Consider the following 26,603-nt stretch of genomic DNA (forward strand, 5'->3'; position numbering starts at 1 on the left):
AAGTTTCATGCCAATGGAGCATGGCTAGCCCATGCGGTGATCGCCCATAACCTCACCCGCCAGGTGAGCTACCTTGGTGAGATCACCCCGGCCGAATCGATGGTCATAGCCCGTACTTTTCGCAACCACTTCATCTCGCTGGTGGGACGACTCGTCAACCGATCGGGCAAGATGATACTGCGTACTCCGGCTCGTTGGCCATGGGCCGGGGCCTTCATGAGAGCACTCGTCACCCTCCGGGCACTCGAACCAGTTCCCATCTAGGGAACTCCTCCGACTCGAAAGCGCGGTCGGGAAACACTCTCCATGCGCCCCACAAATGAAACACCAAATCAGATCCTTAACCCACCACGTCCCAACTCGGGTCAGAACCGATCCAGAACCACGGGTTAACTCAACGGCACAAAATCACAGTCTTAGGGCCACCGACGCACCCCGAAACCGGGGTGCGTCGGTGGATCCAGGCTAAGAAGATATCTCGACTCTGCTCATCATGGGCAAGGGACGAGAACCAAGAACGCATTACGGTACATGCCAATGTCGGAGGTTCCGGCATTAAAACGGTCAACGCGGCCTACACCAGCCAAACATGTCCTGATCCAGGGTGTGGGTATGTCCATAGTGACAACCGACACGGGGATGTGTTTCACTGTCGCAATCCCTATTGGGAGTGTAACTGGCAGGGCGATGTGGATCACGTAGCTGCCATGAACATCAAATCAAGGATCGAAGATCACCAGATCGACCGGTTCACTCCCTATAGGGAAGTGAAGAAGATCCTAGAGGAGAGGTTCCTACGCGCAAATGGAAAGCCGGAATATCCAATTGGATACCAAGGCTAGCGCTCAACGGCTGAGACACCAAGCGAACCACGACAACCCAAGTTGGACGTGGGAGGTGGTCAACCATCGACTCGCCTTAGTTCTGTCCCTGTGGATAGGGCAGAACACGCAAAGGCGGCTGGAGAGCGAAGACAAAAGAGGTGCATATAAATGTATATGTATTTTGGAGCGGCTCGCCTCTAAACCGACCATAATCTCGTGCAACTGGAGGCAGAGAACTCCAATTGATTTCTGTGAATAGCTCACCCATCCGATGCGTCGAGATCTCAACCCTACCGATATTGTTCGCTGAACATCCAAGATCTAGGGCGGTGACGAATGGCTCATACCGAGTCACCGTCCGGTGACTCTACCCATGGAGGTTTGCATAATGCGACAGCATGTTTGGTTGAAGGTCATGAAGGCTAGTGTTGGGACGATTGGTTTAGCTGGTCTCATCGCCTTTGGCGGATCCGTGACTGCCTCGGCGCTATCTGGCGCCTCGACTCCGACGGTTTCGGGTAGTGCTCCCGCAGTGGGCTATCATCTCGCCGACGCCGACGGAGGTGTCTTTAACTTTGGTGCCTCAGGCTTCTATGGAAGCACTTATTCTGACGGTCTCACCGGTTTCACTGATAGTCATCCACTCAGTGCTCCGATCGTCGGGATAGCTGAAATGGCGAGCGGCAAGGGATATTGGATGGTTGGCGCCGACGGCGGCGTCTTTAACTTTGGTGATGCCGCTTTCTACGGCAATACCTATTCTGACGGTCTCACCGGTCTCACTGGTAGCCATCCATTGGGCTCACCGGTGGTCGGCATCGCACCTACTCCAGATGGCAAAGGCTATTGGTTGGTTACGAAGGCTGGCCATGTCTATGGCTTTGGTGACGCGAGCTTTTATGGAGATACCTATTCTGACGGTCTCACCGGTCTCACCGGTAGCCATCCACTCAACGCCCCAATCGTTGGGATTCAGTCGACCCCAGATGGCAAGGGCTATTGGATGGTTGGCGCCGACGGTGGCGTCTTCAACTTTGGCAATGCCGCTTTCTACGTCAGCACCTACTCGGACGGTCTCTCCGGGCTAATCGGGTCGCATCCGCTGGTGTCGGCGGTTGTTGGTATGGTTCCAACAGCCAATGGACAGGGGTATTGGCTCGTCACAAAGACCGGTTTCATTTGCGATTTCGGTTCCGCCAACTTCCTTGGTGATAGTTCATCGCTTGGACTCACAGGACTTGGAGGTCCTACTCCGTTAGCGGCGCCCATCGTCGGGATTGCCGAATAGGTACGTGGAGTAGCATCCTTCGCTTGTACTCGCCTTGCTGATGATGAGGTGGCGTAGTCAGTTTGATGATTTGGCTGGGCGACTACAAGCTCATCGTGATGTCTATTAAGCCGTCCTGGTGCATCTTTCCTGGGTGACCCAGGATGGCTGGCCATCTCATCGATGACATGGTTGGTCGTAGTCACTTCGGGAGTGTTGTCAAGCACGCCGCTGGCAACTGGATTATCTGCAGTTATCACCAGGTGTAATCAGTTGCTGGCTATCTTTACTGTGGTCAGCGACCCGCTGCCTCAGCTGTGGCCGATATTGATCACAGACTGCCGCCCCGGCGTTTTGCGAGTTTGTTGAACGCTCTATCGCCTTCGTTTTTTCGTGGGCGCTTGTGGTTTTCGGGGTATTAGAGCGCCGCTAGACGAAATGAGATTTACTCCCCATTGTGGTGATGGATCTTGATCGGCGTCGTGTAACGGTTGGTGGCACAGAAGGCTGCCGTCCGCTCTGTGCAGGCAAGGCGGACGATACAAAGCGGACAATAAAGGCGGTGCCAGACTGTGCTACCCGTTTCATTCCACATCATGTGAACAGGATAAATACGAAGCGGCCCATCGTTTCGATGGTCAACTGAATGCGTCTAAGCCAGATCTCGTTGGATGGCTTCAACATACTCGTGGTAGCTCAGTTCGCTCACTACGCCCATGCACATAAGCTCTCTCCAACCTTGGTAAAGTCGATTGCTGGTAGAAATCGGGGGCTTGGGTCCTCGTCGATTTATCTCTTTCATTCCACCTCAGCTCAACAGGGAGAATTTCACCGACAGCCATCGTTTCAATGGGCAGCAGTGTCTCCCGAATTCCACTCCAATGAGCTGAATCAATTCTTCGATTGACCATCGTTTCAAGGGTGCACTTGCCCCTCATGGTCGCTATCGGTTGCCGGTGCAACCCATTGGTGCAACCATGGTACCTATACCCAACGCCGCAAACCGTCCTGACCTCCTACTTTGCAAGTCAATGAGGGCCAACGACTAGCGCGGCGCTAGAAAACTTGGGTAGGTTAGAGCTATCGGTGAATTACAGAAAGTCTGGTTCTTTATTGATCCAGACGAACTGGTGCAGATCACAGGTGCGGCCCAGCCCCGCCAGTTTTTGGTGGTCGTTGACTTGCATACACGCCCTCCCAGTTCAACGCATAGGTCGCTCGAACTAGCAAAGAAGTTTGTAACAACACACTCGGACTCATGATCTTGTGGGTTGCGCTCTCGGGTGCCACCCCGGAACCTGCCGACAACTCAACCTCGGAATGCGCGGCTCCGAGGAGGCTCCTCCCGACACACCGCACTCACGCGTGCCTACTGCAGGGTTTTCATGTCAGGCGAGCGTTCGCCTATACCGAACCTCGCATACCGTTATTCCGCCGATCGTCTCTTGCTTCGCACCCTGGTCCACGGCCCATCCGCTGGTCTCATAGAACTTGCGAGCTCTGTTGTTGCTGTCCAAGACCCAGAGAGTGGCTTCACGGAAACCACAAGCGACTAGCGCATCGACGCTACTGGACATGAGATCGCGTCCAATGCCTTCGCCCCAGTGCTCCGGGGTCACATAAAGGCACCTCAATTCTCCGACTCCGTTGGCATCTCGCGACTGTCCAACGCTGGCAAAGCCGAGAACATTGTTGGGTTTAACTTCAGCTACGAAAACGGACTCGTCGTGTGGGAGGGGTCCGTTCAGGTAGCGTCTCCAGTTTGCCCCGCGTTGAGCGGGATCAAGGGAATCGAGGTAGTCTTGTGCAAGAACGCCTCGATAGGCAGCTTGCCAGGATACGACATGAACTGTTCCGATGCCGAGTGCGTCGCCGGGGTTGGCGTGACGTACCGGCATATTAGCGTAACTCCTCGTCTCTTCGCGGTATCGGTGCACCTACCTTCTAGCCATGCCCTGAAGTACCTCATTTTAGCCTAGATCCACGTGCGTCTAGAAGCTCGGACGCCACAAGCATGAGGGAAAGAAGTCCAAGTGGCTGTCCGTTTACGTGATGGTATCGGTACGGATTGCGCTCTTTTGGTCCGTGTAAATATCTGTCATTCTCGTGGACCACGTCACCGCTCTCATGTTTACATCAGCCCTCGTCGCGTCAGACGCTGCCTGATGTCTAGTGGAGTGACCTGATGTCTAACGGGGATCGGTGGCCCTGAGTTGGCTGGTGTATCGAGTGGCCCGATGCTCCGAGTGGCTTGGCGTCCCGAGCTCAAGCCCGGATCGTCAACATGGATCGAATCTGGGAGATCTAATTTGACTCAACAGAGAGACATGCCGTCGCTGCGCTATGCTCGAAATCACTTCAGCTGCTTGATGCTGATCATAGAAGTAGTTGACTTGGGTGAAGACGACACAGGTGTATACACCGCTCCTTCGAGGCGGGGAGATGTTCTTTGTGAGCAAAGTTTGTATGAGGACGATAGTTTGGCAACAGCAGTAACAGAGATATCTCCCAATTCCGATTGGCGGATGCGTGGTCGACGTATTCTCCTTGCAACCGGTGTCGGGTTCGTCGTCGGAGTGCTAGTGTGCCTGCCTTGGTTCGGCCGCGGATGGGTCATATTCTTAGACTGGGCTCCGGCTCCTCACGGTGCATTTCTTCCGAAATCGGTGTTCGGGTTGTCTGGTGGGTTGGTAGCGTCACTTCCTCTTGGCATTCTAGAAACAGGACTCTCACACCTGTTCGGGTCCTGGTCTACAGTCATCGAGATCATCGCATTCTTTGTTGTCGCCTCCCTCTCGATTGGAAGGCTCGCTAGCGTCACTCCGGCCCCCAGTTGGGTGAGGATCACCGCAGCGCAGCTGTTGTTTTGTGTGAATCCGTTCGTCTTTGATCGTCTATATGCAGGTCAGGTCGGGATTCTGCTCGGCTATGCGTTACTTCCTTTGGGGATCAGAGCACTGATCGAGGCGAGAAGCGGTGGGTGGAGAGGTTGGCTGAAGGTGGGGCTTTGGTGGGTTGTCCTGCTCTCGTGTGCTCCGCACTTCGCCTGGATTTTCGCACTACCTATCGCCGTGGTGGGGTTGATAAATCTAGGTCACTGGCGAGTTATTCTCGGGATCGCCCTTAGTGTGCTCGTCGCCTTCCTGACGACTATCTATGTCCTTGTGGCAGGGGGAGTCGGTGGCGTAGGGTTAAAGGTGGGACCGAGAAATCTAGAGGCCTTTCGGACCACGGCAGATCCACATCTTGGCCTCTTTGTCAACGTGGTCGGCCTCTATGGATTCTGGCGTCTCGGTCCAACGCTAGCCAAACAGGTGATAACAGGTTGGCCGATCCTACTCCTCGTTCTTTTGGTGGTCATCGTATATGGCTATTTCGTCCATTGGCGACGCGCCAAGGGCTCTTGGAACGATCAGCAGGTCGTAATCCTCCTTGTCGCCATCGGAATAGGAGGCTCAATCCTGGCGATGGGCTCACAAGGTCTGTTTGGCTGGCTCTTTACTTGGATGTATATGCATGTCCCTTACTTCAATATCATGCGTGAGCCCGAGAAGTTCTCAATGTTGCTAGCGCTTAGTTATGCGATCGGTTTCGGTTGGGGAGTGGAGGCACTCTATGGCAGTGCCCAAGGCAAGACGGCGAAGATAGTGACGATCGCGATTGCTGGGATTGTAGTACTGGCGTATGAACCCCTTCTCTTCTGGGGTATCAGTGGTCAGGTGAAGACGAGTCACTATCCCTCCTCCTGGTACGCAGCTAATCGCCTGATGGGGACTGGCGATGGTCGTGTACTTGCCTTTCCGTGGCAGCAGTACCTTTCCTATCCCTTCACGCGGAATCGTGGCGTCGCCAACCTCTCTCCAGGATTCTTCTCTAGGCCGGTTATCTCAGGCGACAATGTGCAATTGCCGAATATCCCCACATCAGCCACATCCCGTGAGTCGAGTTTCATTCAGTACGCGATTGATCACGGTTCACAAACGCACTATTTTGGTTCGCTTCTGACCCCACTGGGCGTGAAGTACGTGGTACTCGAAAAGACGGTTGATTGGCGGCTCTATAGCTGGCTGCACACGCAACGCGATCTCAAGGAGGTGATGGACTCGCGTTCCATTGTCGTGTTTCGCAACAGCGCATACCAAGGTGTTGCCTATCAGAGCACCACAGCCGTGACAGTGCCAAGCTGGGGTTCACTTCTCGCGCTTTCTCAGAGGAACCTTCTTCAAAACGTCATCGTGCGAGTGCAGCACGCCGTTGGCGGACCAGTGAAGGTGGATGCAAAGACGGTCGCCAGCATCCAGCCGGCCACAGGGGTCAAGCAAGGCCGACTCGTCATGCTCTCTCATACTGCGTATCGACTTTCCGATGGCATCGGAGGCTGGATCTCCTTGGAGAACTCGTACGAACCCGGATGGCATCTCTCTAACAGCAAGGGGGTGCAATTGGCGGAGGGAACAATTGGCCTACGGGATTCCACCGGTTCCGGGGTGATTGCTTTTGGTAACGCGCCACTGGCAGAGGGAGCTGATGTCTTCTCGTTGCTGGTGGTAGTGGTTGCCGTTGTTGGAGTGTTGGCTAAACGTCGGCTAAAGGAATAATTGGAATCCGACGATAACCAAGCCATAGAGTTGGCATCGGCTGTGACTGTTGCCGGTGTGTCGAGCGACAAAGTGCCTGGTAGAGTCGGGTGAAGTGAAGGTGGTGGCAGAAGTTGTTATTGCAAGTTTTGGATAAGTTTGCAGTTACCTCTGATGTCACCTGCCAACCCAGGGTTTATGTGATTCCAACCAGAGCTCATGGAAAACGTAAACAATTGTTCAGGGGTAGTGCCTGATGTTGGATAAAAGTCATCGCAAAAGTGCGGCTGAGTTCTCCCATATGTGTATGCTTCACAGTGGGATCATTAGATCTAGATTAGGAAGGGGAGCGGCGTGCTAAAGTGGATACGCAAGAATCCTGTTGTTATGGGTGTCGGCACACTAGCGATTGCGGGGCTCGTCGTAACGGCCGCAACCTCCGGCGGTTTCTCTCCGACATCTTCCTTTAGTAGCAATTGTGGTTATGGCGGTACAGCTTGCCCAACACCTCCTCCGGCAACCACCACGCCAGCCTCTGGCTACCATTTGGTCGGTGCCGACGGTGGCATCTTCAACTTCGGGAACGCTGGTTTCTATGGCAATACCTATACCCTCGGCCTGACCGGACTCACCGGGAGTCATCCTCTTAATGGCCCAATCGCTGGAGTGGCGGAAAATCCAAACGGCGGAGGTTACTGGATGGTAGGCGCCGACGGTGGTGTCTTCAACTTTGGCAACGCTGGCTTCTATGGCAGCACCTATAGCCTCGGTCTAACAGGCCTCACCGGTAGTCACCCGCTCGGTTCACCTGTTGTAGGTATAGCACCTACTCCAGACGGCAAGGGCTATTGGCTGGTCACGAAGGCCGGCTTTGTCTATGCTTTCGGTGACGCTAAGTTCTATGGCGATACTTTCTCTTATGGTCTCACTGGTCTTTCTGGGTCACATCCCCTCAACGCCCCGATCGTAGGGATTGCGGCAGCGCCGAGTGGCACTGGTTACTGGTTGGTTGCTGCCGACGGTGGCGTCTTCAACTTCGGTAGTACCGGATTCCATGGCACGACCTACAGTCTGGGCCTCACCGGACTCACCGGTAGTCATCCTCTTAATGCCCCAATCGTTGGGATTGCGTCTACTGAGAGTGGAAACGGGTATTGGCTCGTAGCTGCCGACGGTGGCATCTTCAACTTCGGCAACGCTGGCTTCGATGGTTCTACCTACTCTTATGGCCTCACCGGCCTCACCGGTAGTCATCCTCTTAATGCCCCAATCGTTGGGATTGTCCCCACGGCTAACAGCGGTGGATATTGGATGGTCGGCAAAGACGGTGGCATCTTCAACTTCGGCAACGCTGGCTTCTACGGTTCTACCTACTCTTACGGTTTAACCGGCCTCACCGGAAGTCATCCACTCAGTGCCCCGATCGTCGGCTTCGCCGATTAGTTCTCTTGCCTCTGCAGCTTTCCAAGTGCTTGATGGTTGCAGAGGCCGAGGTTGGTTGCTTTAAGGTAGGGGTGGATTGCCTCTGCTATGGGTTCGCTTTACCTTATAATCGGTGAGGGGGCATCTATTGGGTTCGAGGATCGAAATTGTTTGACAAGATTAGGCAGTTTGTCACCTCGAGTGCGTTTGCTCGTGGAGGGCTCTCCTTTCTGATTGCCACTCTGGTGGTTAATCTATCTAACTTTGTCTTTCATATGGTGATCAGCCGACTCCTGGGGCCATCCGACTACGGCGAGCTAGGGTCGCTCTTGAATCTGATGGTGATCTTCACGGTCCCACTGGGCGCCCTTCAGGCCGCGATCACGCACGCTGAGGCCTCGCGTAGGCAGGCAAACAAGCCCGGGGTCAACCTCTCGAAGCTTTTAGGACGGACGGCGTTCGCCGGGGCACTTGGGACGATCGTTATTATCGCATTTGGTCCCGTATTGGCGAGTTTTCTCCATCTTGGATCGTTCTGGTTGGTAGTGGTCTTGGCTCTCTGGTTGCTCCCGTCAGTACTCGGGGCGGTTCTCCAAGGGGTTTTGATCGGTCGGCTACGATTTGGCCAGGTTGCGATCGCCACTCTCGTCGGGAGTGTTCTTGGACGGCTAGCCTTCGGGATTGTGTTCGTAGAGCTGGGTGGGGGAGTCCTCGCCGCGCTTTTTGCTTCAGTGTTCGGTCAGCTTGTCCTTACTGGAATTGTGGGTGGGTTCCTCTATCGAGAGGTTTTTGCCAATAGGCCAGGAGAGGTTTCTGGGATCGAGCTAAGAGGTAGCGTCTTGGCGATTCTCGCCTTAGGGGGCTTCTGGGTTCTAAGTTCTGAAGATACCGTGCTTGCACGCCATTTTCTTTCTGGCCATGACGCAGGCATCTATGCCGCCAGCGCTACCGCAGGCCGCATTGCGCTGTTCTTGCCCGCAGCAATCGCCACCATTGCCTTCCCTCAGTTCTCGGTAGGGCGAGGGAGAAGTGAGGTAGCACGTACTGCCTTGCGTTGGTCTCTGCTGGCGACCGCTTGTATAGGGTTCTTTGGCACCGTTGTCTTGGCGGTATTTCCGTCGTTGGTGATTGAGTTGTTGTTCGGGTCGAGTTACTTAGCTGGGGTCGATACCTTGAGGTTGCTTGCCGTTGAGGCGGGGATGCTCGGCGTGGTCAGTCTGTTGACGTTTTTCCACCTTGCCCGTGGTGTGTTCCAATCCTTGGTTCCATGGATCGGTGTGTTAGTAGCGGTGGTTGGCATTGTGCTTTTCCACGCTTCTACTACCGAAATAGCCAGCGTAATGGTAGTAGCGACTGCGGTTGTTCTTCTGGTGATGCTCTTCGATGCGGCGAACGCGTTGCTGAAGGATCCGCTTGCTCCAGCGGTGGAGATCGTTGCTCAACCGTCCACGAGGGTAGGAGATCCGGCCGACATCGATCTTTCTATCGTCGTGCCTTATTACAATCCAGGCTCGCAGCTTGTTGGTCATCTTCGCGCCATCGAACGTGTATTGTCCGCGTCTAGGTTGACATTTGAAGTCATAGCCGTATCTGATGGCTCGACAGACCAAAGCACCAGCGAGGCGATGACCTGTGATCCAGGAGTAGTGCGGATACTGCAGTTAGCCAGGAACTGTGGCAAGGGATATGCATTAAGAGTGGGATTGGCTGAGGCGAGAGGACGTTATCTTGGTTTCATAGATGCAGACGGCGACATACCGGCGGAGCAGCTTTTGAGTTTTGTTGAGGTAATCTCAACGATGGAGCCAGACATAGTGGCTGGAAGTAAGCGGCACCCTGATTCTGATGTGTACTACCCAGCGGTTCGAAGGGTTTACTCTTGGGGGTACCAGCAGCTTATCTGGATGCTATTTCATTTGAAGATCCGCGATACGCAGACGGGAATCAAGGTTATCCGGCGTCAGGTTCTTGAAGCCGTCTTGCCCCTCACAGTTGAGAAGCGTTTTGCCTTTGACCTTGAGCTGTTTGTGGTAGCACACCGTCTGGGATTCGATAATATTGTTGAGGTGCCAGTAACGATCAAGAGACGTTTCACCTCTACCATTTCGTGGCGTGCGGTCAAGGGCATGATTCTCGATACTCTCGGTATCTTCTATTGTTTGCATCTGTTGCATTACTATGATCGGCGGGTTGTGCAGGTAGCGGTGACACCTTCGGTTGAATCTCCCATTGCAGGAGGTGATCTTTAGGATTGCGAATACTTATCTATAATTGGCGAGATTTAACCCATCCAAAGGCAGGAGGTGCGGAAGTCTATACCGATGCTGTCGCTCGTGTTTGGAGCAAAGAAGGCCACGAGGTAACCCTTTTTACTAGCGCGGTACCAGGCCAATCTGATGACGAAGTCGGTGTGGGTGGTTATCGGATTGTTCGTCGAGGTGGAAGACTCGGAGTATACAGAGAGGCGCGCCGCTTCTGGATGAGAGAAGGACATGGTAATTTTGATTTCGTGATAGACGAGGTTAATACTAAACCATTTGGCTGTCCCGAGTGGGTCAAGGACGTGCCTGTTGTTGCGCTTATTCACCAGGTTGCAAGGGAGATCTGGCTTCATGAGACTTGGTTGCCTGTAGCTCTGCTGGGGAGGTTTTGGTTGGAGAGGCGTTGGCTAGCGTCGTATCGAGATACGACTACAGTTACCGTGTCTGCCTCCAGTAAGCAATCGTTAGAAGCTTATGGTCTTCGTAACGTTACCATAGTGCCCGAGGGGATGGATCCTATGCCTGCATCGTTGATGTCCGATCCACCTCACAAAGAAGAAACCCTGACCTTCGCCTTTGTGGGACGTTTGTCGTCGAATAAACGCCCACACCATGCTCTTGAAGCTTTCAAGATCGTGCACCGGCAGTTCCCTAAGGCTCGCCTCTGGGTCATGGGTACAGGACCGATGGAGGCAAAGCTTCGCAGCCGAGCGCCCGATGGGGTTGAGTTTTTGGGTTGGGTTTCGGATGCGGAAAAGCTCGAGCGATTGGGCAGAGTGCACGCGTTGCTCGTTACCTCGGTGCGTGAAGGCTGGGGATTGGTGGTCACTGAGGCTGCTATGGTTGGAACCCCGAGTATCGGTTATAAGGTTCCAGGGCTTTGTGATTCTATCTCGGCATCAGATGGATTGTTGAGCGATACTGATCCTTTTGCTCTAGCAGAGGTCATAATTGCTTCAGTGTCGGATTTAATGACAGCGAATCGTTCGCCGAAAGTTCGTGGTGTGACGACATGGAGTGAGGTTGCTGCTCGGCTTATAGCCTTGGTAGCGGATGCGGTAGGTGAGCACGCACAACCTTCGGGGCTCACACCAGCTGGACTGTCAGTGGTTGATGAGGCTGATGGGAGCCGTCGTGCAGGCTAAATGGGGCCGTGAGAAACCGAAGGTCGCGGCGAATGATCTACGAAATGCTAGGGCTGGTTGTTTTGTTGTACTACCGCGTGCAGTGGGGAGTTCTCCTTGTCTAGTTGGAGGCGCTTACCCTAGACCGAAAGGCAACCATTGAAGCTTCAGAAGGAAGACATCGTAGTTGTGGTTCCTACTCGTAATTCTGATGCGACCTTGCGGACCTGTCTCAAGTCGATCAGACAACAGAGCCAGCCGTGCACCTTGGTGGTGGTGGATAATGGGTCAACAGATGAGACGCTTTCGATTGCACACGAATTTGCCGATATAGTGCTGACATGTGGACCAGAGCGTTCAGCGCAACGCAACGCCGGAGCCGCAGCTACCTCTGCTTCGGTCGTTGGTTTTATCGATTCTGATATGGAACTACCGCCCACCGTGGTGAGTGATATCGTCGAGGCTTTTGATAGTGGTGCGGTGTCAGTGGTCGTACCCGAACGAACTATTGGCGAAGGCTTTTGGGCTGACGTTCGTGCTTTCGAGCGCTCGTTCTACGATGGGAGTGAGGAGATTGAAGCGCCGAGATTTTTTATACGCGATGTTTTCGATGCGGTTTGTGGTTTTGATGAGACCCTGACTGGTCCTGAGGATTGGGATCTAGGTATTCGAACTCGTAATGCCGGGCCAAGGGCCCGGATCGATTCGGTTATCCTGCATCACGAAGGACGGGTTCGGTACTTTAGTGCTTGTCGAAAGAAGGGATACTACGGGCCCGGATTGGGACGTTTTGTGGTCAAGCACGGTGCTTCTGGGATGCTTGGAGTATCTCGGAGACCGTGGCTAAGACAACCTCGTGCGCTCCTGACCCCTCTTGGTGTCGGACTCCTGGTCCTTAAGACTGGCGAAGCAACTGCCGTTCTTTTGGCAATTGTAAGGGGATAGGATTTTGAAGCTCTTTACTACTTGCCCGCCGAGCGTGAAACTGCTACCGTTTACTTATGGCTATATCTTATTATTTTGGGTCTTCACAGGTATATATGTCTGAACCTGGATGGATAGGAGAAAGAAGAGTAACGGGTAAACATTGAATAGGACGCAGCAAGCGGATCTAAAACGCCTCATCCATCATGCGAATCACCCATGAAAGCCTCTGGAATGCACATCTATGCCTCCAGACACATCTGGGGCAACGATCATGCTGTCATAGTCTTCGTTTCGTCATGCAATATTCGTATTTAACCGATTATTGATGGCTTGAAAGCTCTCATACTGGCCATTGAGATTGTACTCGCTGACGCCAAAGCCCAGATTGCGAAACCTTCGCACAAGGTGATCATGCTGCGCTGACCCAACAGAATGAGCTTCGCCTACGATTAATCCAATGTTGCTAAAGACATCGTCAGGCGCTTCATTGAAGAACTCGTACTCGGCTCCTTCACAATCGATCTTGATTAAATCAGCAGCACCACCTACTCTTTCGACAATAGAAGCTAAAGATATAGTACTAACAGATAATCCATGCGAATAGTCGCGTGAGGCGGACGTCCTGGCCGAGGTAAGCCCAAGGTTCACCTTAGCAAAGCCATCCCTACCTCCTACGGCCATCGACATGATATCAACCCGATCTGACATGCCGTTGATTCGTATATTGGTAATAAGTCGCTTCATAGTTAGATATGTAGGCTCAATTGCCCATATGGCAGCATTGGGGTATTTCTGTCCTAGCCATACCACACTGACTCCAATATTTGAGCCAATATCGACGATATAGTCAGCGTTTTGAAGGCAAGTCTGATACTCCATACGGCAATACACTTCGATTATCGTATACACTTCTTCCAGTAAGCATACAAACTTAACCCCATTGTTGAGCTTAAGGAGTATTTGATGATCTTTCAGGGCTCTTATACCATACCTGGGCCAATATCTAGATGGGCCAGCGAACCAGGCTAGCGGTAAAACCCACCACCATCCCCTTATCACCCGATGCGAATCGCGGATTATCCTAAGGTAAGCACCGATTGTGTTCTTTGCTTCCATATTCCTCGTCTCAGCGCCAACTTTCAGAATACCCATTGGAGTAGACCGTTATGGATTATAGTAGCTATCCGTTCGATTGGGGTGTCACCAGATCACAACTCAGGGATTACTCGCCAAATAGGACGCACAAACCCACTTGGCTATCAGGCTAGCAATTTGAGGCGCTCTCATCTATGTGGAGGCTCCTGCTTGTTTGAGTGGATGGAGTTGCAATGACATGGCTAAGACATGACGCGCCTGGGGTGCAAGACAAGGTTATTCCGCCGGGCGCTTTTGGTGGCATTTCTCAACGCTGTGATTCGGGACTAACGGGTCTACACTTGGCATCAGGCCCCCTCGGTTATACACCGGACCACGCCGTGGTAAGTTTCTCGTGAATACGCGGCAGCCTTTTAACAGGGTCAGATAGACTTGGGGCAGGCAAGAGTCACCATGCCAAGGGAGGGTCGTGGCCAGAAAGACCAAGATGCGAGATCCTAGTCAGTTTGATCTTGGGCGAGTGCAGCACGGCCCCCGCAATATGGTGGTTTTCATGGTGGGTCCTCTTGGTGGGCTGTCGGGCGGAGATCTTCACGCGTTGCGATTGGCATTGCATTGGAAGCAGACCCGAGGAAAGGTGACCGTAATGGCACCAAGGTCTATTTTGGATAACTGTCCTCAGGAGCTAAGAGATTCCGTGGTATTTGCGAGGGTGCCGCTGGATAGCCATGGGGGAAACGTTTGGACGTACTCGTTAGTAGTTCTGGTGCGAGCGATAAGGTACCTGATTGTGGCCCCGCCGGCGCAAGTCAGCGTGGCTGCCAGCCATGTGACGGCCGATGTCGCAATGTGTTTTATTCACCGTGTTTTATATCGATCCAGGCCGGTGATCTTTGTCCACCATCTCATAGCCACGGCCGGCCGTCGCCGTAGTTTCCGTGTCTCGGCAGCGAGGATTATTGAGGCAGTATCACTTATTCTTGCCAGGCGATCGTCGGCGATCGTGTTCACTGGTGATCCTGCTGCATATAGTGAGTTGCTTCGTAGAGGCTTTAGTGAGTCCGCAATATTCTTAACAGGTAATGCGTATGATCCGTTGGTAGCGTTGCCGCCTAGATCTTATGTTCAAGAGCATCCGTTGATTGTCTTCTGTGGGCGACTGTGCGAAGAAAAGGGCATTTGGGATGTCATAAGCGTTGCTCGAGGTCTTCGAGATGCGGTGCCGTCGGCGCGTATCGAAATGCTTGGAGAGGGGCTACTCCATAACGCCCTGGTTGCTCGGATCGCTGCAGAGGGTCTTATCAATGTCTCGGTTCGGGGTTGGGTGAGTGAGGCAGAAAAGTGGACCGTTCTACGTCGCGCCAGTCTAACTTTAGCTCCTAGTTATGAGGAGGGGTGGGGTATCGCCGTTGGGGAGGCGCTCTTTGCTGGCACTCCGGTCGTGGCATACGATCTCTCTGCCTATTCCCATTTTGGAGCGACATTGATCAAAGTACCGAAAGGGGACGTTAGTAGGCTTACCTCTACGGTGATTGAACTATTGTTAAAATCCGAGCTCCTGGGTAGAGCCACCGCGAGTGTCGAACAAGCGGAGCTACCACTTTGGGAAAAAATTCTCGAAAGAGAGGCATCTGTCATCGAAGACTCTTACTTTTCAAGGGGAACGCTTTGAGGATAGGCATCGATGCGAAGCCGCTTTCTTGGGCGACTGAAGGTGGGATCTCAGTAATCTGTTCCAACCTCATCCGTCAACTCGCCCTTCAGTCTGGGGATCATGAAATAGTTGTATTTTCTAATGGCGAGCTGCCGGAAATACGCCATGTGGAGTTCAGGATTGTGACTTTACCTGGTGGATTGGCTCGATACTCGGGATGGGAGTTGCCCGCGGCCCTCCGTCACTACGGTTGTGACGCTTTGTTGAGCTTGTCTCCCGAAGTGTATCGACACGTTATACCCACGGTACTCCTAGTTTATGATATTTACCCCATGATGTATGAGCAATGGCTATCACCCGGTTTTATGTTTAGTATGAACTATTGGCGGCATCGGTTACAGACTAGATTTAGGCTAGCTTCCGCTAGAAGACTTGAAGGGCTACTGGCACTGTCCCAATGTACGTCGGATGACTTTCGTCACTACGCAGGCAAGTTGGACTCCCCAATGAGGGTAGCTCTACCCGGGGTGGATGCAGAGCTTTGCCACAACACATGGACTGCTGGTGAAGCGAAAAGATTGGTAGTTGAACAGTTAAAAATTGAGTGTCCTTTTTTCCTATATGTGGGGGCCATTAATCGTCAAAAGAATGTTCAGACCATAATTCAAGCCCATTCGTTCCTCAGAGCTCGGACGGGGTTAGACGTGGCCTTAGTTCTAGTGGGTCACCCGAACTGGCCACCGATCGATGCGGGCGATCTTAATGGTCGACAAGGAATTGTCCAACTGCCATGGCTGTCTAAGCGAGAACTTGGAGCGCTCTACGCCTCTGCGATTGCCTTAATACACCTTTCATTGTACGAGGGCTTCGGCATGACCGTCTTGGAGGCTATGTCCTGCGGTACACCCGTGATTGTTAGCAATTGCGGATCTCTACCTGAAGTAGTCGGAAACGCTGGGGTGATCTGTGAGCCGTCCGATGTTGCATCGGTCGTTGATGCTATGGAGCTGTTGTTGTTTAATCCGGAGGAGCAAGCTCGCCAAAGTATGTTAAGCAGTCAAAGGAGTGCTAATTTTAGTTGGGAAAATATGGCCGCAATCGCGATCCGCTTAATTGAGGATGTAGTGCACCAATAGGGTACTGCGAGAAATGGAACCGAATTTCTGTGTTTGTAAAATGTTTTGCTTTGCTGATGCAATTGGCGAGATTAGTTCTAGGTATTGGTGGATGCTTCGGTGAGGTTCAGTTCCTGGAAGTGCCAAGTTTGCAATTAGATGCAAGGGAGCTGTCACCTCAACCGTTCGTTCAAGGTCGGCGGGAAGTAAACATTGGTCATGAGATAGCGCTGAATTTACCGGTTAAATCGGGGCACATGCAATTGGTAGCGATGTTTCTGCTCGTGTTCTTGTCCAAATTCTGGCGATCGATCAGACTCACTGCGTTGGTTGATTACGTAGTCCGAATGGCTCGAAAAACAAGTTCTGCCGGAATGATGATCGATTTTGAGGTGTCGACTATCGCGACTGAATCTCAGATCGCATTCGAAGGAGCCGGTCTGGGCACGTGGTCTCGGGTAGATTGCATCGCCATTACACGTAGCGTTGTAGCGACCAGCTTTCCTAACTATGGATGTCGCCAAGATTTGCTCCAAGTCCCGATGTTAGCCTTGATGTTGTGGTGTCGGCTACGCTGTAATTCTGGTTTCGAATGGGTCGATATTCTCCCGGAGAGGCAATCACACTGTCGTGGGTACGCAGGGAAGTCTGGCACTGCAGTCCGATTTGTTCCCGTTTGATCTTGGCTTGAGTATGGGTATGAACATCAGTCCAGAACATCATCAGGGTTTTACACAAGGTACTTCCCCGGAATCGGTGGCTTCGGTGGATGTGCGCAATGGACGAGTTCCGTGGTTGTTGGTAGGGGCGACCTTGGTCGGGGCTGTTGCCATAGCCGTGGTGATAAATCTTCGCACTACTGTTCCAGACTCGTACTTGGGCCTAGACGTTTCCCCCAGTGGCTTTCTTGGATATATGTTTCATGCTTGGTCAGCAAACGACTTGGGTCAACAGGTCAACGGCTCCACCATCACCTACCTTCCCATAGCTCTGCTCTACGCTGGTCTTCATAGTGTCGGGTTGCCGATGTTGCAAATTCAACAAGTTTGGTTCGGCTTAGTGATGGCTGGATCTGCGGTAGGGATGCTTGCTTTGTATCGGTGCTTGTGGAGTGATCCAAGTCCTCTGCGTGCCATGGCGGCTGGTTTTCTTTATGGATTTAGCCCTTATATGTTGCTTAATCTTAAAGGAGCCAGCGTATTGCTGATTCCTTACGCCGTGTTACCATGGCTCTGCCTTGAAGTCATACTAGTCGTTCGGCACCATCGTATTCGCCACATAGTGGGTTCGGTTATTTTCGGAGCAATTCTTGCTCCAGGAGTCAACCCACCTCTTAATGCACTTATGTTCTTCGCAGTTGGAGTTGTTGCGATAGGCGAACTCGTGCGTCAGCGGTGGTCTCGCGATTCTGTCACCTGGTTGGTGGTTGCCGGCATGTTAGTACTGGCGGGTTCCATGTGGTGGATCGGACCCTTTGTTAATGGCGTTCGAGCGGGAGGTGCGAGTAGCTACTTTGTCACCGATCCGCTTACCATGGACGCCGCGAACAGCAGCTTCCGGGCCGTGCTTCGTTTGACTGGACTCTGGGCCCTTTACCAAGGATGGGGAGGCACCCCGTATTACCCTTCGCAAAGCTACTTGCTTTCGACCACGATAGTTGTGCAAAGCCTTCTAGCTCCTGTAATCGCGTTTGTTGTCATGCGCAGGTTCTGGACGGATATCAGGGTAAAGGTGCTAGCTGTTCTGGTGTTGGTAGCTGTTCCGTTGGCTGTGTCTATCTACCCGGTTGGACACTCTGGTTTAACCGGCCAGCTTTATCTATGGGCCTATACACATATATTTGTATTTCGCGCATTTCGAAGTACATATAAGTTAGTTTGGCTGCTGGCATTCTCGTATTCGCTGTTAGTACCAAAGTCGTTATTGTGGGTCTTCAGAAGACAAACCCATGAGGGACTTGCGGCGGTCTGGAAGGGTGCGATGCTTGCCGCTGTCACGGGTCTAGTTGTGGTCTATACAATGCCGTTCGCGCGTGGCGAAGTGTTTCCGGCTAGCTATCGTATAGGAACCATCCCTTCTTACTGGTATCAAGCCAGTAAGTGGCTCGATCAGCAGCCAGGCCCTGGCAGGGTACTATTTCTCCCGACGCAAGGATTCTCCGACTACAACTGGGGTAATCCAAGCGGCGATATAGCGTCGTTGTTAATGCACCGTCCAGAAATCACCCCAACCTTAGGTGTCGGGTTCAATTCGCAAACGCAAAAACTCTTAAGCCTGCTTGCTGATGAAGCTTCTACTAAAACGTCCTCTTCCTTCGCAAAGGCTCTATCACTGCTCGGAGTCCGTTACGTGGTTCAGCGGAATGATGTCAACTGGAGATATTCGGGGTCTCCATCGCCGAAGCAAATGCAAGCCTTTCTCAACGCACAACCAAGCCTTAAGCTTGTCGCTACATTTGGAAAGCTTGAAATCTATGAGGCTATAAGACCTTCCCACTCACAGGTAGGAGTAGCTTCGGCAGTGGAAACCGTAGTTTCCGACCAGGGGTTCAGCTCAAGTCTTAATACATGGCAACAAGGGAATCTTGCTCGCTTAAGCAGCGCAGCGGTCATCAACCCGGCCATACGAGCCTTCCAAGCATCTTCGGTATGGAACGACATCAATAACCAGTACGGACCTCAGATGGCATTCGATGATAGCCCACAAGTAGCTTGGGTTAGCAATGTAGCTGGTGGAGTTGGCCAATGGATCCAGGCTGATTTTACTAGGCCACGGCAGATACACCTGGTTACCGTGATTGCTCGCCGAGACGGCACGGATGCTCTTCCTTTGCGCCTTCGGATAAGCGCGGGCAAGCGGAGTGTAGTGACCAAGATGGGTGCCAGTGGAGTAGTCCGAGTCGACTTGCAAGGAGTAAAGAGTTCCAGTCTTCGAGTTACTATCCTCGCTTCGGGACCAGGGGGACCCAACGTAGGTATTTCTGAGATAAAAATCTCTCAATTGCCACCTAATAAAGTTGCATACCCTGCGTTGTCAGCTCATGGGCCGAGTCGTTATCTGTTCGATTTTGCTGGGATAGGCACGGGAAGACTGGCTCATGTGGTGGCAGCTGGTCCGGCTCGACCGGCAAAACTTACGGGCTCTATCCAGGCAGAGCCTATGCTCAGCAACGCGTCTATAGCCTCCTACTTGGTGCCAGTCGGCGTTACGTCCGTAACGGCTAGCAGCCAGTTCGGAGGACTATCTGCGTACAGTCCCTTGTGGACGATTGCGGGTGACCCGGCGATGGACTGGGTTAGCAATGTCCCTGGTGGAGTTGGCCAATGGATCCAGTTCAATTTCCCGACCAAACGCTGGATAGGACGCATCTCTATTCGGGGCAGGAATGACGGGGTCGATGCGGAAGCTACGACTGTCGGAGTTAGTGTCGGTGGCAAGTTCCTGGGCAGACGTCATCTCGCTTGGAACAGGGGCGGCACTGCTACCATCTCTATCAATTCTCGGGCTCGCACTCTTCGCTTGACAATCTTGTCCTATCAAAGCGGGCACACTAGCAGAAACGTTGGATTTTCGGAGATTAAGATTCCGGGGGTTGGAGTCAAACGTAACATGGCAGCGTTGAGCGCCCCAAAATTACTGCTTAATGGTCATCCTGTTTCACTTAAGGTTAGTGCTTCCAGCGCAACTCCTGTCTTGCCATCTGGGGTTCCTTCACTTGATGATGCACTTGCGTCTGGCATGGTTGGTAGAGCCTTCACTGCTCGGCTGAAGCTTGCCGCAGGACAGGATAGTTTTAGACTTGCACAAGGTAGCCTGATGGGAATCCGCCAATCGACCTTGGCCGTCGGCCACACAGCGTCCGCTAGGATTCGTTGGCTACCTGTGCAGCAAGTAAGGAATGGGAAACTAAAGGCGCGGATCCCTTCGGGGAATCACTATTTACTATTAGATGAGACTGCCGATCCGCTTTGGCAAGCACATATAGGAGGCCATGCTTTAACTAGTGTCGGAGTTGCCAATGCTTATGGCAAGTTGTGGCGGATACCTGTTCAAGGAGGCCGAGTTGAGCTCACAATTAATTCACTCCGATCAAAGCAATGGTTACTTGATTGGGCAGCTATGTTTAGTGGGACGTGTGCCCTCGGGATAGTACTCTGGCGACGCAAACGATTGCATGCGCGAAGCCGATGTAGGGATGAGGTGCTGACGTGACCCGAAGATTGTGGCGATTAATATCTCGACGCAGGCAAGTTAATAACATTATTCCGGATGACCGAGCCACATCCATATCTCGCTCTTCGTTGGCAATTGGAGTAGGAGCGTTAGCTGCTTCTGGCATTTTAGCCCTCTTGGATAGCAATGGCTGGTCTGAATTTGCGGCGGAGGTAGCATACTTCACCTTAGTTATAGCCGTGGTGGCGTCAATCTTGGGAGCTATTCCGAGGTTATGGCCGCTCCATGGGAACATATTGCGGGTTTCACAGGGTCGTCGAGAATAGGGTGAGGATTTAGGCGTTATAAAATGGGCTCTATTGATATTCATGTGGATAAATTCGCTCTTTCACAGGTTAACTTTAAGTTAATCGGTCCGCAAGCTAGCATCACCAGGGCTAAGGTATCTTTGGCGGAGTAAAACCCATACGAGCGGGCAATGATGGAGCGAACTCATGCGTTGAGTCGCTCCACCCCTCCATTAGATACCCCAAGTCTGATAGAGGTATGCATCCCGTCTCGAGGAGTTCGGATGTTCTTCGACTGCACATTCCGTTCATTTCGGACACCAAATCCGGAGTTTTCAGACAGTCTGAGACGAGGAGCACGCGGATGGCCATCAGGTGCCGCGCCTAACCCCTACCTCACCTCCTCTCTGGTGACTGTTCTTGGTCGATGACCCATCATATGTGCGTATTCTCGCTGAAACTTGCCACCCGTTCTCGCTGAAATGTGCCACCCCTTAGAGGGCGCGAGAAGGACTCAGGAACAATGGATGCAAAGAGGCTGTGGCATCCTTATGTGGTGACTGAAAACCAACCACCCAAAGGGTGCCACATGCCCAATAGGAGGATACCAATGAGAAAGATCGAAGAGGTACTGCGCCTCAGTGCGCAGGGCAAGAGTGTCAGGGTAATCAGCCGGGATACAGGGATGTCTAGGACAACCGTGACGAGATATCTTGAGAAGGCAGCAGAGCACGAGATTGGCTGGCCACTTCCAGCGGGCATGGACGTACAAGCCCTGGAGCAGTTGTTGTTCGCCGCGGTTGAGACACCAAAGAGTACGCCCGTGATTCCCAACTGGCAGGAGGTGGCCACCGAGATACAGGCTCATAATCACCTGACCCTTCAACTGCTCTGGCTTGAGTACAAGGAGCGCAATCCAAATGGACTCAGCTATTCACGGTTCTGTGCTCGCTACCGAGAATGGAAGAAGATCAATGAAGTGGTCATGCACTTTGAGCATCGCGGCGGAGAGAAGCTCTTCTGTGACTTCGCCGGTGATACCGTCCCGATCTGGGACCCAAAGACCGGTGAGGTCAACTTCGCAGCTCAGCTCTTTGTCGCGGTGATGGGAGCAAGCTCCTATATCTTTGCCAAGGCGTTTGCTAACCAGAAGGCTGAGTCATGGACGGCTGGGGGAACGGCAGCATTCGAGTACATGGGAGCGGTGCCCATGTGTGTCGTTCCAGACAACCCCAAAGCGGTGGTCATCAAGCCATCCAAGTACGACCCGGTATTCAACGAGAGCTACCTGGAGTGGGCCAGGCACTATGAGGTCACGATTCTGCCAGCTAGACCCCGAAAACCTCGAGATAAGGCAGCCGTTGAAGGAGGAGTCCTGATCGTCGAACGCCAGATTCTCGCCAGGCTTCGTCACGTCAAGTTCTTCTCCCTGTACGAGCTCAACCAGGCAATCTACGATCTCTTAGAGGATCTGAACGCTCAAGGGTTCCAAAGACGGGAGGGAACCAGAAAGAGCGTGTTTGAGGCTGTGGACAAGCCAGTGATGCGTCCTCTCCCTACAACTAGTTACGAATATGGGGAGTGCCAAGCGGTTCAAAGTCCAGATGAACTACCACGTACGGGTCCTAGACGGCTACTACTCGGTACCTTACGATCTGGTTGGCCAGACCCTTGATGTACGGGTTACCAGAACCACAGTGGAGATCTTCTCGGCTGGAGTGCGCATAGCGAGTCACCGACGATGTGAGAGGAAGGGTCAGTACCAGACTTCTTTTGCGCACATGCCATCGAGTCACCAGGCCCAGGCATCATGGACCCCGGCAAGGATACTCAAGTGGGCTCGGACAATAGGACCAAACACCCAGGTGGTTTGTGAGACGATCATGTCTGGGAGGCACTATCCAGAACAGGGCTTTAACCAGTGCAGAGGTATCTTCAACCTGGCATCGAAGGTCTATACCCCAGAGCGAGTCGAGGCGGCATGTGAGAGAGCAATCGCGATCCATAGCCCACTGTACAAGAGTGTGGTCTCTATTTTGGGGAACGGACTCGATGCTATCGCACTCACGCCACCGGCTGGACCACCACCTATTGAACATCAAAACATCAGGGGAACCGAGTACTACAAGGAGCTGCTTGCCGGCGGTCAGGAGAACGTGACATGTTGAACAACCAGACGATTACGACCCTGACAGACCTTGGTTTGAAGGGGATGGCAGACGCGTTTCGTGAGCAGCTAGAGAGTGTCCAATACCTCGAGCTCAGCTTTGCAGAACGCTTCGCAATGTTAGTAGACCGCGAAGCAATGGATCGAGAGGCCAGAAGGCTCGCTACCCGGCTTAGAGCTGCCAAGCTCAGACATCAAGCCAGTATTGAGGACCTTGACTTTCACACCCCGAGGGGACTGGAGCGTTCGACCATCATGGGCTTTAGCTCATCTCACTGGGTAGATGCACACCAGAACATTCTGGTCACCGGTCCAACTGGAATAGGCAATTATGTGGAGCTCTACATAAAGGCAAAAGTTATCTCGGGTGTGCACTTGCCTACGCTGGGATTCGATCTGGTCATAGTGCGCTGTACCGGAGGGCACCAGCTCTCTTTGCCGATCTAGCCATCGCCAGAGGTGATGGGAGATATCTCAGGGTACTCCAGAGTCTTTCGCGGGCTGAGATACTAGTCATTGACGATTTCGGACTCACACCACTCACAGGGAGCGAACCGTCGGATCTACTCGAGGTGTTAGAGGATCGATCTGAACGCAAGTCGACCATCGTCACCTCACAACTTCCCGTTGACTCATGGCACGAGGCACTTGGGGATCCGACACTCTCTGATGCAGTCCTCGATCGTCTCCTGTGTAACGCTCACGTTATCCAGATGAACGGGACCTCCATGAGGACAAAGAAGTCATGAGTGTGAGCCGCCCAGAACAAACTCGAGAGCCATTACGTAACGTTACGAAACCATCGTTGTCAAAGATCTGCGAGGGGCCGGGATGCGATCAGATACTGGACCAACAACCCAGAGGAAGACCAGCCCGGTACTGCTCGGCCGCTTGTCGTGTAGCCACACATCGACGACGAAGGAGAGGACCGGTCAAAGCAGAGGTGCACTTCGGTTCCGCTAGTACAAGAAATCGAAGCGAGGAGCGGTCGTGGATGGTCAAGCTACGTCGCGACAACGACGAACTGATCGTTGCCATCGGTCAGACCAGAGATGGTGCGCAGCGTCTCGCTAGTCGGCTCAACGATTTTCTCAACTGAGGATACAACCATCCAAGATGGAGTAGAACTCCGACCTTTGGGGTGCACATAAATCAATCGGAAGGAGCCAATTCTCGACCCATCAGATATACGGTTCACTCAGAGCCAAGATGTTCGCTATGCGCCTCTCCTCCTCAGCCAAGGCCTTCCACCAGATCTACATGGGAGAGTCCCAGGAATGTTTCCTAGACGGCCACGAGAAGGCATTTGGGGCCTTTGGTGGGATGCCGGCAGAGATCCGCTATTATTCGATTTGGAGGTAGACGTCCAGGACGTCAGTTTAGTGCTAAAAGAACGTCTTGACAAAGCGGCTGACTGCGATGTCCTAGAGGGCGTCCGAACTTAATAATTCGAGCCTTGGGCTGCAGCTGCTTTAATTCGGCGAGGAAATTGATGCCATTGGTTGACCCTCGTGCCAAGCTAATCTCGACAAGCAAAAGTGCGGAGTGTTCGAGAGAACGTTTGCATCCGCGAAGGACGTCCAATTCGCTGCCCTCAACATCGATCTTTAATAAATCGATATTGTCAGCCTCTTGAAGCAAGTCATCAAGAGGCTGAATGAGTACTTCGAGTACGTCATCTAGTGCGTCGCCGCTAGAAGGTTGCAAGGTTGACATGGTTGAAAGTGGCTGGCGATATAACGGAGCGTAGCCGGGTTCCGATCCCGCTGCACAGTTGATGCATTCGACCCCTGAGAGGTTGCTAACGTTACTCTTCAAGCGATCGAACGATCGTGGGTCAGGTTCAACTGCTAAAACCTGTGCGTCTGGAAGAAAGAGCTTGACCGATGCTGTCCATTGACCGATGTTGGCGCCGACATCTACCAGGAATGGGGTATGACCCAAAAGGGGTGGTATCATTAGTTCCTCATTGATGTCAATAATGCAGGACTGGAGGGTCCCCAGATCACTAACGGACTGTATGTTTATCCTTGCTTCACCAAGTGAAAGCGGAAAGGATTTGCCCCGGCCTAAGCCTAGAAGCACCGACCAACTCTGCGAATTGGTCCCCCAAAACAGAAGAAAGTGCCCCCTGAGCTGGTAGAATAGGTGTATAGAAGCATCCCAAACGACCAACCAAGGAGAACACTTTCTGTGAAGCAATTCTATCACACGCCAGACGGTATCGAGGTTGCCTTTGACGATGAGAATCTGGTCGCCAATGCCGGACTCCTTCTAGTCTCCACCCTTGCTTCCAAGCTTGGCTTGGCCGATGTAATCGCCGACAAGGTAGATCTCACTGGTCGAGTGGGTGGGGCCAATCCGGCGAGTAAGTCATTGACCCTCATTCATGCGATGGTGGCGGGTGCCTCGCATATCGACCATATAGATATGTTGAGAGCCGGGGCATCTTCGAAGGTGCTTCCCTTTCGGGTAGTAGCTCCCTCTACCCTTGGTACCTACCTACGTTCCTTTACCTTTGGTCACGTTCGCCAATTAGATGAGGTGATCGAGGCAGAACTCGCAAAGGCTTGGTCCCTTGGAATGGCCCCGGGAGACGATCCCCTAGTGATCGACATCGACTCTACGATCTGTGAGGTATCTGGGTATCACAAGCAGGGAGCAGCCTATGGCTATACCAAGAAGCTCGGCTATCACCCACTCTTGGCCGTTCGCTCCGATACTGGTGAGGTACTGCATTGTCGAATGCGAAAGGGTTCAGCCAATACCCAGAGGGGAACCAAGCGCTTTGTTCAAGAGCTCATCGCTAGGTGTCGACGCATCGGGTCGACAGGCAAGATCACCATCCGCTTTGATTCTGGGTACCAATCAGATGCGACATTGAAAGAGTTAGAACGTCTCAAGGTGTCTTACACCATGGCGGTCCATGCCAATGCCAAGGGGATAAAGTCGCTGGTAGAGGACATTAGTAAGGACTCCTGGATAGCTATTGACTACACCGAGAACGGTGAGGCCCAAGTAGCAGAGACCACCTATAAGGGAAGACGTCTCATTATCCGTCGTACCCGCCTCATTGGTGACCAGGCAGAGCTCTTTCCTAACTGGAGATACTTCGGATTCGTCACTGACTTGGAAGGTTCAGCTGTTGAGGTGGATCAGTTCCACCGTAACCGAGCACGGATTGAACTCTCCATCAAAGATCTCAAAGAGGGAGCAGGACTAGAACATATCCCCTCTGGTAAGTTTCATGCCAATGGAGCATGGCTAGCCCATGCGGTGATCGCCCATAACCTCACCCGCCAGGTGAGCTACCTTGGTGAGATCACCCCGGCCGAATCGATGGTCATAGCCCGTACTTTTCGCAACCACTTCATCTCGCTGGTGGGACGACTCGTCAACCGATCGGGCAAGATGATACTGCGTACTCCGGCTCGTTGGCCATGGGCCGGGGCCTTCATGAGAGCACTCGTCACCCTCCGGGCACTCGAACCAGTTCCCATCTAGGGAACTCCTCCGACTCGAAAGCGCGGTCGGGAAACACTCTCCATGCGCCCCACAAATGAAACACCAAATCAGATCCTTAACCCACCACGTCCCAACTCGGGTCAGAACCGATCCAGAACCACGGGTTAACTCAACGGCACAAAATCACAGTCTTAGGGCCACCGACGCACCCCGAAACCGGGGTGCGTCGGTGGATCCAGGCTAAG

Annotated in this window: 17 protein-coding genes and 2 pseudogenes; 16 read left to right on the forward strand and 3 right to left on the reverse strand. The window is 52.8% G+C overall.

Features of this window, described 5'->3' with window-relative positions; all coding sequences use genetic code 11:
• The 3 genes and pseudogenes from FEAC_RS15675 to FEAC_RS12700 form a co-directional block, all read left to right on the forward strand.
• Positions 1-264: pseudogene (locus FEAC_RS15675) on the forward strand (IS1380 family transposase); the annotation flags it as partial.
• Positions 265-446: 182 nt separating this feature from the next.
• Positions 447-842 carry a zinc ribbon domain-containing protein gene (locus FEAC_RS14880; protein WP_160290404.1) on the forward strand — a complete coding sequence of 132 codons (396 nt, stop codon included), beginning with the start codon at positions 447-449 and terminating at the stop codon, positions 840-842.
• Between the two features lie 370 nt (positions 843-1,212).
• Positions 1,213-2,112 carry a hypothetical protein gene (locus FEAC_RS12700; RefSeq protein ID WP_052566384.1) on the forward strand — a complete coding sequence of 300 codons (900 nt, stop codon included), beginning with the start codon at positions 1,213-1,215 and terminating at the stop codon, positions 2,110-2,112.
• Between the two features lie 1,367 nt (positions 2,113-3,479).
• Here the strand turns inward: FEAC_RS12700 and FEAC_RS12710 are convergent.
• A complete protein-coding gene (locus FEAC_RS12710; protein WP_152623249.1) occupies positions 3,480-4,028 on the reverse strand; it encodes a GNAT family N-acetyltransferase in 549 nt (182 codons plus the stop codon).
• Positions 4,029-4,616: 588 nt separating this feature from the next.
• Here FEAC_RS12710 and FEAC_RS12715 point away from each other — a divergent pair.
• From FEAC_RS12715 to FEAC_RS12735, 5 genes are all read left to right on the forward strand, one after another.
• Positions 4,617-6,689: a hypothetical protein gene (locus FEAC_RS12715; RefSeq protein WP_152623250.1), complete on the forward strand. Its 2,073-nt coding sequence runs from the start codon at positions 4,617-4,619 to the stop codon at positions 6,687-6,689.
• Between the two features lie 333 nt (positions 6,690-7,022).
• Positions 7,023-8,111, forward strand: a complete 1,089-nt coding sequence (locus FEAC_RS12720; RefSeq protein WP_052566388.1) for a hypothetical protein — start codon at positions 7,023-7,025, stop codon at positions 8,109-8,111.
• Between the two features lie 146 nt (positions 8,112-8,257).
• Positions 8,258-10,339, forward strand: a complete 2,082-nt coding sequence (locus FEAC_RS12725) for a glycosyltransferase (protein ID WP_052566389.1) — start codon at positions 8,258-8,260, stop codon at positions 10,337-10,339.
• Between the two features lie 2 nt (positions 10,340-10,341).
• Positions 10,342-11,496, forward strand: a complete 1,155-nt coding sequence (locus FEAC_RS12730) for a glycosyltransferase family 4 protein (RefSeq protein WP_052566390.1) — start codon at positions 10,342-10,344, stop codon at positions 11,494-11,496.
• Positions 11,497-11,634: 138 nt separating this feature from the next.
• A complete protein-coding gene (locus FEAC_RS12735) occupies positions 11,635-12,420 on the forward strand; it encodes a glycosyltransferase family 2 protein (protein WP_052566391.1) in 786 nt (261 codons plus the stop codon).
• A gap of 276 nt (positions 12,421-12,696) precedes the next feature.
• Here the strand turns inward: FEAC_RS12735 and FEAC_RS15680 are convergent, their stop codons facing one another.
• Positions 12,697-13,554: an FkbM family methyltransferase gene (locus FEAC_RS15680; protein WP_052566392.1), complete on the reverse strand. Its 858-nt coding sequence runs from the start codon at positions 13,552-13,554 to the stop codon at positions 12,697-12,699.
• A gap of 589 nt (positions 13,555-14,143) precedes the next feature.
• On the opposite strand from FEAC_RS15680, the gene FEAC_RS12745 reads away from it, so the two are divergent.
• The 7 genes and pseudogenes from FEAC_RS12745 to istB all read left to right on the forward strand — a co-directional run bounded on the left by FEAC_RS12745 (position 14,144) and on the right by istB (position 23,642).
• On the forward strand, positions 14,144-15,169 hold the full coding sequence (locus FEAC_RS12745) for a glycosyltransferase family 4 protein (RefSeq protein WP_160290406.1): 1,026 nt from the start codon (positions 14,144-14,146) through the stop codon (positions 15,167-15,169).
• A 488-nt stretch (positions 15,170-15,657) separates the two neighbouring features.
• Complete coding sequence (locus FEAC_RS15685; RefSeq protein WP_236684660.1) at positions 15,658-16,287, forward strand: glycosyltransferase family 4 protein; 630 nt, start codon at positions 15,658-15,660, stop codon at positions 16,285-16,287.
• Between the two features lie 672 nt (positions 16,288-16,959).
• Positions 16,960-20,478: an alpha-(1->3)-arabinofuranosyltransferase domain-containing protein gene (locus tag FEAC_RS12760; protein WP_082055658.1), complete on the forward strand. Its 3,519-nt coding sequence runs from the start codon at positions 16,960-16,962 to the stop codon at positions 20,476-20,478.
• A 439-nt stretch (positions 20,479-20,917) separates the two neighbouring features.
• Complete coding sequence (locus tag FEAC_RS15335) at positions 20,918-21,157, forward strand: hypothetical protein (protein WP_152623251.1); 240 nt, start codon at positions 20,918-20,920, stop codon at positions 21,155-21,157.
• A 179-nt stretch (positions 21,158-21,336) separates the two neighbouring features.
• Positions 21,337-22,401 (forward strand): IS21 family transposase, encoded by a 1,065-nt coding sequence (gene istA / locus FEAC_RS12765; protein WP_052566397.1) that lies wholly within the window; start codon positions 21,337-21,339, stop codon positions 22,399-22,401.
• Positions 22,331-22,894, forward strand: a complete 564-nt coding sequence (locus tag FEAC_RS12770) for a Mu transposase domain-containing protein (protein WP_152623252.1) — start codon at positions 22,331-22,333, stop codon at positions 22,892-22,894. The genes istA and FEAC_RS12770 overlap by 71 nt, the downstream gene beginning before the upstream one ends.
• A pseudogene (gene istB, locus FEAC_RS16490) lies at positions 22,888-23,642 on the forward strand (IS21-like element helper ATPase IstB). The gene FEAC_RS12770 and the pseudogene istB overlap by 7 nt, the downstream one beginning before the upstream one ends.
• 625 nt (positions 23,643-24,267) lie before the next feature.
• Here istB and FEAC_RS12780 read toward each other — a convergent pair.
• Positions 24,268-24,852, reverse strand: coding sequence for an FkbM family methyltransferase (locus tag FEAC_RS12780; protein WP_052566399.1), 585 nt, complete (start codon positions 24,850-24,852; stop codon positions 24,268-24,270).
• Positions 24,853-25,086: 234 nt separating this feature from the next.
• Between FEAC_RS12780 and FEAC_RS12785 the strand changes: the two genes are divergently transcribed.
• Positions 25,087-26,397, forward strand: coding sequence for an IS1380 family transposase (locus FEAC_RS12785; protein ID WP_052566400.1), 1,311 nt, complete (start codon positions 25,087-25,089; stop codon positions 26,395-26,397).
• The last annotated feature ends 206 nt before the right edge of the window (positions 26,398-26,603 follow it).

Source organism: Ferrimicrobium acidiphilum DSM 19497 (assembly GCF_000949255.1).
GTDB lineage: Bacteria > Actinomycetota > Acidimicrobiia > Acidimicrobiales > Acidimicrobiaceae > Ferrimicrobium > Ferrimicrobium acidiphilum.